The sequence below is a fragment of the Pseudomonas fluorescens genome, assembly GCF_001902145.1.
GTDB lineage: Bacteria > Pseudomonadota > Gammaproteobacteria > Pseudomonadales > Pseudomonadaceae > Aquipseudomonas > Aquipseudomonas fluorescens_BV.
Genome location: NZ_MRST01000017.1, coordinates 137,756 through 151,643 on the forward strand (window position 1 = coordinate 137,756; position 13,888 = coordinate 151,643).

The following is a 13,888-nucleotide window of genomic DNA, read 5'->3' on the forward strand; positions in this document are numbered from 1 at the left end:
TTCAAGCGACGGCAACGACGTCGAGAATGCGTTGCACCACGCGGTCCTGGTCGACACCGGCGGCTTCGGCCTCGAACGACAGGATGATGCGGTGACGCAGCACGTCGAACAGCACCGCCTGGATATCTTCGGGGCTGACGAAGTCGCGACCGGCCAGCCAGGCATGGGCGCGGGCGCAGCGGTCCAGGGCGATGGAACCACGGGGGCTGGCGCCATAGGCGATCCACTCGGCCATTTCCGGGTCGAACTTGGCAGGGGTGCGCGTGGCCATCACCAGTTGCACCAGGTATTCCTCCACGGCATCGGCCATGTACAGGCCGAGGATTTCCTTGCGTGCGGCAAAGATGGCCTGCTGGCTGACCCGGCGCTCGGGCTTGGTTTCGCCATTCAGTGCTTCGCCACGAGCTTGCTGCAGGATACGGCGCTCGACGGCGGCGTCCGGGAAACCGATCTTGACGTGCATCAGGAACCGGTCGAGTTGGGCTTCGGGCAGCGGGTAGGTGCCTTCCTGCTCGATGGGGTTTTGCGTGGCCATCACCAGAAACAGCGGCGACAGCTCGTAAGTGCTGCGGCCCACGCTGACCTGGCGCTCGGCCATGGCCTCGAGCAAGGCTGACTGCACCTTGGCCGGGGCACGGTTGATTTCGTCCGCGAGCACGAGGTTATGGAAGATCGGCCCTTGCTGGAATACGAAGCTGCCGGTTTCCGGGCGATAGATCTCGGTGCCGGTGATATCGGCAGGCAACAGGTCGGGGGTGAACTGGATACGATGGAACTGCGCTTCGATCCCTTCGGCCAACTCCTTGATCGCCTTGGTCTTGGCCAGCCCCGGCGCGCCTTCGACCAGCATATGGCCGTCAGCGAGCAGGGCGATCAACAGGCGATCGATGAGTTTTTCCTGGCCGAGAATCTGCGTAGAAAGAAAGGTTCGCAGCGCAAGCAGCGCTTCACGATGTTCCATCGATGACGGTTCCTGGAAAGATGAGCCTGGGTGTCGTGACAGAACACCAGGCCTGGGGCGTTTACTTTAATGCATCGCGGGGTGTGGCGACTAACGGCTTGATGGGTATTTTTGGCGAAACTTACAGGATTGCGGTGTGAGCGGTATAACAGCTGGGTAGGTAGAGCACGGTCACTGTGGGAGCTGGCTTGCCTGCGATCCAGTCAACTCGGTGATTCAGGCACACCGAGTCGATACCTTCGCAGGCAAGCCAGCTCCCACATTTGGATCGCCGTGCCTCAGCCAGATCAGCGTCGGCTGTCAGGCCGTCACGGGAGCAAGCTCCCTCGCCACAGATTTAGCGTCGTGCCGAAGTTTCAAGTGACCGGTTTCAAGTCCGAATGAACGTGCCGGTGCCTGTGAGGATGTTCTGCAGGGTTTGCTGCACTTCGGCCATGTCTGACGCGGCGGTGCCGTGGGTGATCTCCAGCTGGTCCTTGCCGCCCAGGGCGTCGGCATCGCCGGCCGCCAGTTCGATCAATAAGGTGGTGTCGCCCAGCGTCACTTTCAGCCCATCGAGGGTCGAAGGCGCGTAGTCCCAGGTCAGCTCCACTTCGTCTTCATCCGGGTAGCGGGTGAGCATGAACATTTCGCCGTTCTTGCCGTGACAGCAAAGCATGGCCATGTTGTCTTCTTCGTCGTCGCACGGGGTGGCCATCAGGGCGTCGGTTTTCAGCTGCAGCATGGGGCAATCCTGTGTAGGGGAGGGCAATTGTGCCACTACGGCGAATTTTGTGCTTCATCCTGTGTCGGAAGTTAGGCATGACCTGAGGGGCCGGATCGGTCATTTCTGGTACAGATGGTGTGCAAAGTAGCAAGATTTTCTACCGACAATCCGGGGTTGCCCAAGTTGCAACCAGCACCCTGCTTACCGATGACCGAATATGTCGCAGCGTCGCAAGCAGCGTTCTTCCTACACTCGTTAAGCTGCGCAACGGATGTGCCCTGTGCCAGGCGCCTGACCTGCCCGTCGTATCGTCACCTGGCCCAGGGCATGCCGTATGGAAGTTGTATGTGACCTGACTGTCTTGTCCAGCTTCACCCACCTGTCACCCTGATTCGTTTATGGTGCTTGTCAGCACACCAGCGAACAGAGCTGACGGTCTCCCCGCAAGGGGATAACACGCGACGCTTTCATCAATAACAAGCCCAAGCGGAGTACCACAGATGGCGTTCTTCACCGCAGCCAGCAAGGCCGACTTCCAGCATCAACTGCAAGCGGCACTGGCGCAGCACCTCAGTGAACAGGCACTGCCACAAGTGGCGCTGTTCGCTGAACAATTCTTCGGCATCATTTCCCTGGACGAACTGACCCAGCGTCGCCTTTCCGACCTGGCCGGTTGCACCCTGTCTGCCTGGCGCCTGCTTGAGCGCTTTGATCACACCCAACCGCAAGTGCGGGTCTACAACCCCGATTACGAACGTCATGGCTGGCAATCGACCCACACCGCGGTCGAAGTGCTGCACCATGACCTGCCCTTTCTGGTCGACTCGGTACGCACCGAGCTGAACCGCCGTGGCTACAGCATCCATACCCTGCAAACCACCGTGCTCAGCGTGCGTCGTGGCAGCAAGGGCGAGTTGCTGGAAATCCTGCCTAAAGGCACCCAGGGCGAAGGCATCCTGCAAGAATCGCTGATGTACCTGGAGATCGACCGCTGCGCCAACGCCGCCGAACTGAACGTGCTGAGCAAAGAGCTTGAGCAGGTGCTAGGCGAAGTACGCGTGGCCGTGGCCGATTTCGAACCGATGAAAGCCAAGGTCCAGGACCTGCTGGCCGGTATCGACGCCAGCGCGTTCGCCATCGACGGCGAAGAAAAAGCCGAGATCAAGAACTTCCTCGAATGGCTGGTGGGCAACCACTTCACTTTCCTGGGCTACGAAGAGTTCGTGGTACGTGACGAGGCGGACGGCGGTCATATCGAATATGACGCCAGTTCCTTCCTCGGTCTGACCAAGCTGCTGCGCGCCGGCCTCACCGCCGAAGACCTGCGCATCGAAGACTACGCCGTGGCCTACCTGCGCGAGCCGACCGTACTGTCGTTCGCCAAGGCCGCCCACCCTAGTCGTGTGCACCGTCCTGCCTACCCGGACTACGTGTCGATCCGCGAGATCAGCGCCGACGGCAAGGTCATCAAGGAGCACCGTTTCATGGGCCTGTACACCTCCTCGGTGTACGGCGAAAGCGTGCGGGTGATCCCTTACATCCGTCGCAAGGTCGCGGAAATCGAACGCCGTTCGGGCTTCCAGGCCAAGGCACACCTGGGTAAAGAGCTTGCCCAGGTGGTTGAAGTACTGCCCCGTGACGACCTGTTCCAGACTCCGGTCGACGAGTTGTTCAGCACCGTGATGTCGATCGTGCAGATCCAGGAGCGCAACAAGATCCGCGTGTTCCTGCGCAAAGACCCCTACGGTCGTTTCTGCTACTGCCTGGCCTACGTGCCACGCGACATTTATTCCACCGAAGTGCGCCAGAAGATCCAGCAAGTGCTGATGGACCGTCTGAAGGCCTCGGACTGCGAGTTCTGGACCTTCTTCTCCGAGTCCGTACTGGCCCGTGTGCAACTGATTCTGCGGGTTGACCCGAAGAACCGCCTGGACATCGACCCGCTGCAACTGGAAAAAGAAGTGGTGCAGGCCTGCCGCAGCTGGCAGGACGACTACGCCAGCCTGGTAGTGGAAAGCTTCGGCGAAGCCCAGGGCACCAACGTGCTGGCGGATTTCCCCAAAGGCTTCCCGGCCGGCTACCGCGAGCGTTTTGCCGCGCATTCGGCTGTGGTCGACATGCAGCACCTCAACAGCCTGACCGAAGCCAACCCGCTGGTGATGAGCTTCTATCAGCCGCTGGGCCAGGTCTCCGGCCAACGCGAGCTGCATTGCAAGCTCTACCACGCCGATACGCCGCTGGCGCTGTCCGACGTGCTGCCGATCCTGGAAAACCTCGGCCTGCGTGTGCTGGGCGAGTTCCCGTATCGCCTGCGCCATGCCAACGGCCGCGAGTTCTGGATCCATGACTTTGCGTTCATCGCCGCCGAAGGCGTGAACCTGGATATCCAGCAGCTCAACGACACCTTGCAGGATGCGTTCGTGCACATCGTGCATGGCGATGCCGAGAACGATGCGTTCAACCGCCTGGTCCTCACCGCCGGCCTGCCTTGGCGCGACGTGGCGCTGCTGCGTGCCTATGCCCGTTACCTGAAGCAGATTCGCCTGGGCTTCGACCTGGGTTACATCGCCAGCACCCTGAACAACCACACCGACATCGCCCGCGAGTTGACCCGGTTGTTCAAGACCCGCTTCTACTTGGCGCGCAAGCTCACTGCCGACGACCTGGAAGACAAGCAGCAACGACTGGAGCAAGCGATCCTCAGCGCTCTGGACGACGTTCAGGTGCTCAACGAAGACCGTATCCTGCGTCGCTACCTGGACCTGATCAAGGCCACCCTGCGTACCAACTTCTACCAGACCGATGCCAACGGCCAGAACAAGTCGTACTTCAGCTTCAAGTTCGACCCGCGTGCTATCCCCGAGCTGCCCAAGCCAGTGCCGAAGTTTGAAATCTTCGTGTACTCGCCACGGGTCGAAGGCGTGCACCTGCGCTTTGGTAACGTCGCCCGTGGCGGCCTGCGCTGGTCCGACCGTGAAGAAGACTTCCGCACCGAAGTGCTCGGCCTGGTAAAAGCCCAGCAAGTGAAGAACTCGGTGATCGTACCGGTGGGCGCCAAGGGCGGCTTCCTGCCGCGTCGCCTGCCATTGGGCGGCAGCCGGGACGAGATCGCGGCCGAAGGCATCGCCTGCTACCGCATCTTCATCTCCGGCCTGTTGGACATCACCGACAACCTGAAAGACGGCGCGCTGGTGCCGCCGGTCAACGTCGTGCGTCATGACGACGATGACCCGTACCTGGTGGTGGCGGCGGACAAGGGCACTGCGACCTTCTCCGACATCGCCAACGGCATTGCCATCGACTACGGCTTCTGGCTGGGCGATGCGTTCGCTTCCGGTGGTTCGGCCGGTTACGACCACAAGAAAATGGGCATCACCGCCAAGGGCGCCTGGGTGGGTGTGCAGCGTCACTTCCGTGAGCGCGGCATCAACGTGCAGGAAGACAGCATCACCGTGGTGGGCGTCGGCGATATGGCCGGTGACGTGTTCGGTAACGGCTTGCTCATGTCCGACACGCTGCAACTGGTCGCAGCCTTCAACCACCTGCATATCTTCATCGACCCGAACCCGAACCCGGCCACCAGCTTCGTCGAGCGCAAGCGTTTGTTCGAACTGCCGCGTTCGGCCTGGACCGACTACGACACCAGCATCATGTCCGAAGGCGGCGGTATCTTCTCGCGCAGCGCGAAAAGCATTGCCATCTCGCCACAGATGAAAGAACGCTTCGACATCCAGGCCGACAAGCTGACCCCGACCGAACTGCTCAACGCCTTGCTCAAGGCGCCGGTGGACCTGTTGTGGAACGGCGGTATCGGTACCTACGTCAAGGCCAGCACCGAGAGCCATGCCGATGTGGGCGACAAGGCCAACGACGCACTGCGCGTCAACGGCAACGAGCTGCGCTGCAAGGTAGTGGGCGAGGGCGGTAACCTCGGCATGACCCAGCTGGGCCGGGTGGAATTCGGCCTCAATGGCGGCGGTTCCAACACCGACTTCATCGACAACGCCGGTGGCGTGGATTGCTCCGACCACGAAGTGAACATCAAGATCCTGCTCAACGAAGTGGTGCAGGCCGGTGACATGACCGACAAGCAGCGCAACCAGTTGCTGGCGAGCATGACCGACGAAGTCGGCAACCTGGTGTTGGGCAACAACTACAAGCAGACCCAGGCCCTGTCCCTGGCCGCGCGCAAGGCTTACGAGCGTGCTGCCGAGTACAAGCGCCTGATGAGCGACCTGGAGGGCCGTGGCAAGCTGGACCGTGCCATCGAGTACCTGCCGACCGAAGAGCAGCTCATCGAGCGCGCTTCCGCTGGAAAGGGGCTGACCCGTCCGGAACTGTCGGTGCTGATCTCCTACAGCAAGATCGACCTCAAGGAAGCACTGCTCAAGTCGCTGGTACCGGATGACGAGTACCTGACCCGTGACATGGAGACCGCGTTCCCACCGAGCCTGGTGGCCAAGTTCGGCGAAGCCATGCGTCGCCATCGCCTGAAGCGCGAGATCGTCAGCACCCAGATCGCCAACGATCTGGTCAACCACATGGGCATCACCTTCGTTCAGCGACTCAAAGAGTCGACTGGCATGAGCCCGGCGAACGTGGCGGGCGCTTATGTGATCGTGCGGGACATCTTCCATCTCCCGCACTGGTTCCGCCAGATCGAAGCCCTGGACCACCAGGTTTGCGCTGACGTGCAACTGGAGCTGATGGATGAACTGATGCGTCTGGGCCGTCGCGCTACGCGCTGGTTCCTGCGCAGCCGTCGCAACGAGCAAGACGCCGGGCGCGACACCGCGCACTTCGGTCCGCACCTGGCCGCGCTGGGCCTCAAACTCGACGAACTGCTGGAAGGCCCGACCCGCGAAGGCTGGCAGAACCGCTACCAGGCCTACACTCAGGCCGGCGTACCGGAGTTGTTGGCGCGCATGGTTGCGGGTACTACCCACCTGTACACCTTGCTGCCGATCATCGAAGCCGCCGACGTGACCGGGCATGACGCCGCCGAAGTGGCCAAGGCCTACTTCGCCGTCGGCAGCGCCCTGGACCTGCCGTGGTACCTGCAGCAGATCAGCGATCTGCCAGTGGCCAACAACTGGCAGGCCCAGGCCCGCGAAGCTTTCCGCGACGACGTGGACTGGCAGCAACGGGCGATCACCATTTCGGTCCTGCAAATGGCCGATGCGCCACAAGACATGGAAGCCCGCGTGGCCCTGTGGCTTGAGCAGCATCAGGACATGGCTGATCGTTGGCGCGCCATGATGGTGGAAATTCGTGCCGCAGTGGGCACGGACTACGCCATGTACGCGGTGGCCAACCGTGAGTTGCTGGACCTGGCGTTAAGTGGTCAGTCGGTGTTGCAGCCGGCTTGATGCCTCGGTAAACCAGAAGCCCCCGCATCGTGAGATGCGGGGGCTTTTTTATTTGATCTGAAATGCGATCAATGTAGGAGCTGGCTTGCCAGTCAGTTAAGCGGTCGTCGCCTTCTGTAGGAGCGAGCTTGCTCGCGAAAAACGTCAACGATAACGCGTGCTTGCTGAATGAACGCGGCGCCTTTGAGTTTTTCGCGAGCAAGCTCGCTCCTACAATGGCATTAAGGCAAGCCAGCTCCCACAGTTTTAACTTCATTCACTTGGTGTCAGTGGTGTTTGAGTAGTCGGGTTTCCAGGTGATCCAGGTGCTGGGTCATCAAGGCGACAGCCGTGTGGGCGTCGCGCTGTTCCACGGCATCCACAATCGCCACATGTTCCTGCCACGCGCAATAGGTGCAGGCCTTGGCTTCAAATTGCGCAATGATCAACGACGTCAACGGCACCAAGCTGTTGAGAAACTGTGCCAGCGGCGCATTGCCTGCCATGTGCGCCAGTTGCAGATGAAACTCTCCCGAAAACCGGATCGCCGGCCCACGCTGGTCACGCTCAATGGCGTCGCGCTCCTGTGCAATCAGCTCGCGCAGTTGGCGAATCTGCATCGCTGTGGCCTGGGCGCAGGCCAGTTGCACCACGGTGATTTCGGTGAGGCGCCGTGCTTCGAGAATCTGCCGTGTGTGCTGGGCATCCGGCGCGGCGACCTGGGCGCGCTGGTTGGGGCGCAGGATGACCACTTGCTGATGGGACAGCTTGGCGAGCACCCGGCGAATCACGCTGCGGCTCACGCCAAAGAGTTCGCCCAGGCCTTCTTCGGTGAATCGGCTGGCGGGCGCAATGCGTTGCTCAAGGATGGCGTCGAACAAACGTGGGTAGATATCGTCCACCGAGGGCTTTTTTTCCGGCACCCAGCGTAGGGAGGTGAGGGTGAAATCGCGTTGCAGGGCGTGAGCGTTCATGGCCGGTCTCCGAAAATCAACTGCCCAGATGGTCGTCCGGGATATTCAAGCGAATGCCCATGCGCAGGCCTTCCTGAAGGATGTGCCGGCGCATTTCGGCACTGGCCAGGGCGCTGTTCTTGTTGCGGATGGCGCGTACCACGGCTTCGTTCTCTTGCAGGCGTTCGGCCAGGTGTTCAGGGGAGTTGCGCAGTACCTGGGCGCTTTGTTTGAGCGCGGTACTGGTTTGCTGCACCACGTTCTGGAAGATCGGGTTGGAGGTCAGGGCGAAGAGTTCTTCATGGAAGTCGATATAGGCGTTCATGCCGGCTTCGGCATCGCCGGCATCGAGGGCTTCGCGCATGTCCATCAGGGTCAGGCGCAGTTGGCCGATTTCCTTGCTGCTGATGGACTGCGCCACCAGGCCGACGATGAAGGGTTCGAGGGTGTAGCGCAGTTGCAGGATGTCCTCGAGGCTGGCGTCGGCCACGGCGTCGCTCGACTGCGGCTCGCTGACGCTGGTTTCCAGCACGACCACGCCTTTGCCCGGCATGGAGCGCACCAGGCCAAGGGTTTCCAGCACGATCACCGCTTCACGCAGGCTCGGACGGCTGATGCCCAACTGTTCGGCCAGTTCGCGTTGACCGGGCAGCATTTCACCGCGGCGCCACTGGCCTCGCTTGAGTGCGGCGCGCAGTTTTTCTACCACTGAATTGACGACGGTTGAGGTGCTGATCACGTCGATGGCTCCTTGATGTTGCTCATACGATTGCCAAGCGGGCGGTGGTCAAAATGTGGGAGCGGGCTTGCTCGCGAATACGGTGTGTCAGTCACTGGATTTGCAAGCTGAACCACCGCTTTCGCGAGCAAGCCCGCTCCCACATTTGATCCGTGCCGCTCATAAGAGGGGTTAGAACTCCTGATGCGCCGGCAGCACCGGCTTCTTGGCCTGGAAGGCATAGCCTTGCTGGCCGTCGAGCACCTTGTTGGCGCGCTGGATATCAATGTCTTTTTCCCAGCGAGCAATCGCCACGGTGGCCACGCAGTTGCCGATCAGGTTGGTCAGCGCACGGCCGATGCCCATGAACCAGTCCACCGCCAGCACCAACACCAGGCCGACTACCGGAATCGCCGGAATCGCTGTGAGCGTTGCCGCCAGGATCACCAATGCTGAGCCTGGAATGCCATGGGCGCCCTTGGAGGTGATCAACGATACCAGGAGGATGGTCAGCAAGTCGGTCATCGACAGTGGTGTGCCGGTGGCGTTGGCGATAAACACGATGGCCAGGGTCAGGTAGATGGAAAAACCGTCGAGGTTGAACGAGTAGCCGGTGGGAATCACCAGGCCCACGGTGGAGCTGCCGATGCCCAGGTGCTCCAGTTTGCGCATGATTTGCGGCAACACCGCGTCGGACGACGCGGTGCCCATCACGATCAGCAGCTCTTCGCGCAGGTACTTGAGCAGCGGCAACATGCGCAGGCCCGACAGGCGCATCACCAGCCCGAGGATCACCGCCACGAAGGCAAAGCAGGTCAGGTAGAAAAGCCCCACCAGGCTGCCCAGGTGTTGCAGCGAGTCGAGGCCATAGGTGCTGGTGGTGAAGGCGATGGCACCGAATACGCCCACCGGCGCCAGGCGCACGATCATGCCCATGATGCGGAAGATCACATGGCTCAATTCGTTGATCAGCCGCGAAATGCCACTGGCCGCTTCGCCCACCAGGTTCAGCGCGCTGCCGAACAGCACTGAGAACAACAGCACTTGCAGCACGTTGTTGTCGGCAAAGGCGCCGACCACCGAGTTGGGGATCAACTCCATCAGGAACTGGCTGGTGCCGCGGATGTGCTGGCCTTTGTCGGCCAACTCATTCAAGCCGGCAGAAGAGAGTTGCTCCAGGTGAATATTGGCGCCGCTGCCGATGCCGGTGCTGAAGGCCATGATCAGGCCGAGCACCAGGGCGACGGTGGTCAGCATCTCAAAATAGATCACCGACTTGAGGCCGATGCGTCCGACCTTCTTCAAGTCGCCCGCGCCGGAAATACCGCTGACCACCACGCAGAACACGATCAGGCCGATCAGCATTTTGATCAGCTTGATAAAGCCGTCACCCAAGGGTTTGAGTTGCGAGGAGAATTCAGGAAGGGCCAGGCCGCAGACGATGCCGAGTATCAGGCCAATCACGACTTGCAGGAAAATCGAACGCGAGCACCATCTGAGCATGGGAGGGATCTCTATTCGGTGCCCTGGTGGTTCCAGGGCTTAATTGTTGTGGTCTTACCGGTAAGTCCAGTGCGGGGCCAGTCTACGCTCGGTTTTTTTTAAATCACAAGCAAATATTTGGCGGTTGGCAGGTCCCGGTCTGACCAGTTGGTCGGTAAGTGCGATGCTTGAGCGGTTGGCAGGGATCAATTTTTTTTGCGTATCATCGCCCTCGGCATACGAGGTGATGGATGGACCAATCAGGGCTGACAACCGACGAAGCAGGGCGCATGTATTGCGCCTGGCGCACTGCAGCGCCCGCGTACCTGCATTACCACGACCACGAGTGGGGTGTGCCGGTAGCGGATGACATCGCGCTGTACGAGAAGATCTGCCTGGAGGGGTTTCAGGCGGGGATGGCGTGGATCACCATCCTGCGCAAGCGCGAAAACTTTCGGCAGGCGTTCGAGGGTTTTGATTTTCGCCGGGTGGCGCAGTACGGCGAGGCGGACATTGAGCGGTTGATGAGCGAGCCGGGCATCGTGCGCAATCGGGCAAAGATCATCTCGGCCATCAACAACGCACGCCGGGCCTGTGAACTGGTGGAGGAGACCGGTTCGCTGGCGCGCTGGCTGTGGGCGTTCGAACCCGGCGTGCAAGAGCGGCCGGCAGTGGTGGACATGGCTTACTGGACGGCCAATCCGACCTCAGCGGCTTCGGTGCGCTTGTCCAAAGCCCTGAAGAAACGCGGTTGGACCTTTGTCGGCCCGACCACGATGTATGCGTTGATGCAGGCGACGGGGATGGTCAATGATCATCTGGAAGGGTGCGTGTGCCGGCCGCGCATTGAACACCAGCGCAACCTCTTCAGACGTCCCTGACCAGACACGGTTAAAACTGTGGGAGCAGGCAAGCCAGCTCCCACATGGGTTTTGTGGTGTTGCTGATTATTGGGGAAGGGGGGTGAGTACCTCAGCCTTGTCATCCAGCACCATCACCACCAGCAGTTTGGCCGGTTGGGTCTGGCTGGCATTGCTTGACTCAAAATGCCGCGAGCCGGCCGGTTCGTAGAACGATTGCCCGGCTTTGTAGGTGATTGCCTTTTCATCATTGACCCGCGAGGTGATCTCGCCTTCGAGCACATAAGCCACGGCGGTGCCGGTGTGGCTGTGGGGCACGGTGGCCTGGCCGGGGGCGTAGTCCACGGTGAGCATGATGGTTTTCTTGCCCGGCACGTTGGTCAAGGCGTGCTCTTGCAGCACCTTGAGCGTTTCCTTGTTGTAGACCGGGTCGTGGGCAAATGCACTGAGGGAGGCGAGCATCAATGTGGCAGCGAATAAGCGTTTCATGATGAGGGTTCCATCGGGTGAAAGACCGCTTCACCCTACGCCGCCGGGGGCTTGCCACCAATGACCAATGCGTCGGAAAACCGCCTAGCCAATCTGCAGGAGAATATCCCGCACCTTGTCCAGCGCCGGGTCGATGTCCAGGCTCTCGATGGCGCCGAACCCCATAATCAGCCCCGAGCGCACCGGCCGGTCGTGGAAGAACACGTCCAGAGGGTATAGCCCCACCTCGACCTGGCGCGCCCGTTCCATCAGCAATGGAATATTTACCGGCACCTTGCACAGAGCCGCCAGGTGAAAGCCCGCCACCGTCGGTACGGCCTCGAACCACGGCGACAGATCGCCCGCCAGACGCTGCAGGATGCGTTCGCGACGCCCCGCATAGACGCCGTGACAGCGGCGAATATGCTTGAGCAGGTAGCCTTCGCTGATGAACTTGGCCAGTGCCCACTGCGGCAAGGTAGCGCTGTGCTGGTCGGTCAATTGCTTGGCCTTGAGCACCGCACCATAAATGGCCGGCGGCAGCACCGCATAGCCCAGGCGTAGCTCCGGCGACAGGGTTTTGGAAAAGGTGCCGACGTAGGTGACCACGCCGCGGGTATCCATGCTTTGCAGGGAGTCGGTGGGGCGGCCTTCGTAGCGGAATTCGCTGTCGTAATCGTCTTCGATGATGATCGCGCCGAGCGCAATGGCGCGGTCCAGCAGGGCCGCGCGCCGCGTCTGGCTCATGGGCATGCCAAGGGGGAATTGGTGGGACGGCGTCACATAGATCAGACGGGTGCCATCCGGGATCTGGTCGACCTGCAGGCCCTGTTCATCGACGGCGACACTGGCGACGCGAGCGCCCATCGCGACGAACAATTGGCGTGCGGGGCTGTAGCCAGGGTCTTCCATCGCGACCAGGCTGCCGGGCTCAAGCACCACGCGGGCGAGCAGGTCCAGCGCCTGCTGTGCCCCATTGGTGACCACGATATCGCGGGCGCGGCATTTGACCCCGCGGGAAAACGCGATATGCCCGGCGATGGCCTCGCGCAGCGCCGGCACCCCTTCGGGCTGGCTGTAAAAGCCGTTGTTCTGGGCGATGCGACGCAACGCATCCTGGGTGCAACGCCGCCATTCGTCCTGGGGGAAATGGTGGCGTGTCGTCGCGCCGCCGATAAATTCGTAGCGCAGGATTTCTTCGCGGGCAGGGTGGTGCATGGGCGAGGGCAGTGCCGCCCATTTGCCCAGGTTGGCGGCGCACGCCAGGTCGGTGGCAGTCTGTACGTGATGGGGCTGTGGTGCCCACGCATTGACGAAGGTGCCGCGGCCGGTCTTGCCAACCAGCAGGCCCTCGTACGTCAAGGTGGCGTAGGTGTCCGACACCGTCTTGCGCGAGATGCCCAATTGTTCGGCGAGCAGTCGGCTGGGGGGCAGTTGCGCGCCGGCTGCGAGCCGCCCGGCGGCGATGGCCTCGCGCAACTGCTGATACAGCTGGGCGGCGAGGTCCTTGCGACCGGTAATGACGAGGTGCAGTTCCATGTTTCATCCTGGGGCAGATCGATCCGCGACAAGGGTACGCGCAAATCGATCTGAAAAAACCCAGGCGAGATCAGGACAGGAAGCCGCCGTCCACATTCAGCGAAACCCCGGTGGTATAGCTCGACGCGTCGCTGGCCAGGTACAGCACCGCGCCGGCCATTTCGCTGGGGGCGGCCACGCGCTTGAGCGGGATCTGCGCCAGGGCCATTTTCAGGATCGAGTCGTTCTTGACCAGTGCCGAGGCGAACTTGGTATCGGTCAGGCCCGGCAACAGGGCGTTGCAGCGGATGCCAAAGGCTGCACATTCCTTGGCAAATACCTTGGTCATGTTGATCACGGCGGCCTTGGTCACCGAGTAGATGCCCTGGAACACGCCCGGCGAGATGCCGTTGATCGAGGCCACGTTGATGATGCTGCCGCCGCCGTTCTCGCGCATCAGCTTGCCGGCCTCCACCGACATGAAGAAGTAGCCGCGAATATTCACGTCAACGGTCTTCTGGAACGCACCCAGATCTGTGTCCAGGACGTTGCAGAACTGCGGGTTGGTGGCGGCGTTGTTGACCAGGATATCCAGGCGGCCGAACTGTTCGCGGATGCCGGCAAACACTTGGGTGATCTGCTCCATTTCACCAATGTGGCAGGCAATGGCCGTGGCTTTGCCGCCCTCGGCGATGATTGCATCGGCCACGTGCTGGCAACCGTCCAGCTTGCGGCTGGAGACAATCACGTGGGCGCCTTGCTGGGCCAGTAACTTGGCGATGGCCTCACCGATGCCACGGCTGGCGCCGGAAACGAAAGCAATCTTGCCGTCGAGGTCAAACAGGTTGGTCTTGGACATGAGGGTTCCTTGTAG

At 61.3% G+C, this 13,888-nt stretch carries 10 protein-coding genes; 2 read left to right on the forward strand and 8 right to left on the reverse strand.

The window, feature by feature from the left end:
- Position 1 precedes the first annotated feature (1 nt).
- Both BUE92_RS04735 and BUE92_RS04740 read right to left on the reverse strand, forming a co-directional pair.
- Complete coding sequence (locus BUE92_RS04735) at positions 2–961, reverse strand: AAA family ATPase (protein WP_020301524.1); 960 nt, start codon at positions 959–961, stop codon at positions 2–4.
- Positions 962–1,331: 370 nt separating this feature from the next.
- Positions 1,332–1,685 (reverse strand): hypothetical protein, encoded by a 354-nt coding sequence (locus tag BUE92_RS04740; RefSeq protein ID WP_073522198.1) that lies wholly within the window; start codon positions 1,683–1,685, stop codon positions 1,332–1,334.
- A 482-nt stretch (positions 1,686–2,167) separates the two neighbouring features.
- Here BUE92_RS04740 and BUE92_RS04745 point away from each other — a divergent pair, with 482 nt between their 5' ends.
- Positions 2,168–7,036 carry an NAD-glutamate dehydrogenase gene (locus BUE92_RS04745; protein ID WP_073522199.1) on the forward strand — a complete coding sequence of 1,623 codons (4,869 nt, stop codon included), beginning with the start codon at positions 2,168–2,170 and terminating at the stop codon, positions 7,034–7,036.
- A 266-nt stretch (positions 7,037–7,302) separates the two neighbouring features.
- On the opposite strand, the gene BUE92_RS04750 is transcribed toward BUE92_RS04745, so the two are convergent.
- From BUE92_RS04750 to BUE92_RS04760, 3 genes are all read right to left on the reverse strand, one after another.
- Complete coding sequence (locus BUE92_RS04750) at positions 7,303–7,989, reverse strand: GntR family transcriptional regulator (protein WP_073522200.1); 687 nt, start codon at positions 7,987–7,989, stop codon at positions 7,303–7,305.
- Positions 7,990–8,005: 16 nt separating this feature from the next.
- A complete protein-coding gene (locus BUE92_RS04755) occupies positions 8,006–8,707 on the reverse strand; it encodes a FadR/GntR family transcriptional regulator (RefSeq protein WP_073522201.1) in 702 nt (233 codons plus the stop codon).
- Between the two features lie 171 nt (positions 8,708–8,878).
- Positions 8,879–10,204: a C4-dicarboxylate transporter DctA gene (locus BUE92_RS04760; RefSeq protein WP_178380685.1), complete on the reverse strand. Its 1,326-nt coding sequence runs from the start codon at positions 10,202–10,204 to the stop codon at positions 8,879–8,881.
- A 215-nt stretch (positions 10,205–10,419) separates the two neighbouring features.
- On the opposite strand from BUE92_RS04760, the gene BUE92_RS04765 reads away from it, so the two are divergent.
- Positions 10,420–11,049, forward strand: coding sequence for a DNA-3-methyladenine glycosylase I (locus BUE92_RS04765; RefSeq protein WP_073522203.1), 630 nt, complete (start codon positions 10,420–10,422; stop codon positions 11,047–11,049).
- Positions 11,050–11,115: 66 nt separating this feature from the next.
- Here BUE92_RS04765 and BUE92_RS04770 read toward each other — a convergent pair whose 3' ends face one another.
- The 3 genes from BUE92_RS04770 to BUE92_RS04780 all read right to left on the reverse strand — a co-directional run bounded on the left by BUE92_RS04770 (position 11,116) and on the right by BUE92_RS04780 (position 13,873).
- Positions 11,116–11,517, reverse strand: coding sequence for a cupin domain-containing protein (locus tag BUE92_RS04770; protein ID WP_073522204.1), 402 nt, complete (start codon positions 11,515–11,517; stop codon positions 11,116–11,118).
- An 84-nt stretch (positions 11,518–11,601) separates the two neighbouring features.
- Positions 11,602–13,035: a MocR-like pyridoxine biosynthesis transcription factor PdxR gene (pdxR, locus tag BUE92_RS04775; protein ID WP_073522207.1), complete on the reverse strand. Its 1,434-nt coding sequence runs from the start codon at positions 13,033–13,035 to the stop codon at positions 11,602–11,604.
- Positions 13,036–13,105: 70 nt separating this feature from the next.
- Positions 13,106–13,873: an SDR family oxidoreductase gene (locus BUE92_RS04780; RefSeq protein WP_073522210.1), complete on the reverse strand. Its 768-nt coding sequence runs from the start codon at positions 13,871–13,873 to the stop codon at positions 13,106–13,108.
- Positions 13,874–13,888: the final 15 nt, after the last annotated feature.

Coding starts and splice junctions, on each gene's coding strand:
- BUE92_RS04735 (WP_020301524.1), bottom strand. CDS start 961: ATGGAACATCGTGAAGCGCTGCTTGCGCTGCGAACCTTTCTTTCTACG.
- BUE92_RS04740 (WP_073522198.1), bottom strand. CDS start 1,685: ATGCTGCAGCTGAAAACCGACGCCCTGATGGCCACCCCGTGCGACGAC.
- BUE92_RS04745 (WP_073522199.1), top strand. CDS start 2,168: ATGGCGTTCTTCACCGCAGCCAGCAAGGCCGACTTCCAGCATCAACTG.
- BUE92_RS04750 (WP_073522200.1), bottom strand. CDS start 7,989: ATGAACGCTCACGCCCTGCAACGCGATTTCACCCTCACCTCCCTACGC.
- BUE92_RS04765 (WP_073522203.1), top strand. CDS start 10,420: ATGGACCAATCAGGGCTGACAACCGACGAAGCAGGGCGCATGTATTGC.
- BUE92_RS04770 (WP_073522204.1), bottom strand. CDS start 11,517: ATGAAACGCTTATTCGCTGCCACATTGATGCTCGCCTCCCTCAGTGCA.
- pdxR (WP_073522207.1), bottom strand. CDS start 13,035: ATGGAACTGCACCTCGTCATTACCGGTCGCAAGGACCTCGCCGCCCAG.
- BUE92_RS04780 (WP_073522210.1), bottom strand. CDS start 13,873: ATGTCCAAGACCAACCTGTTTGACCTCGACGGCAAGATTGCTTTCGTT.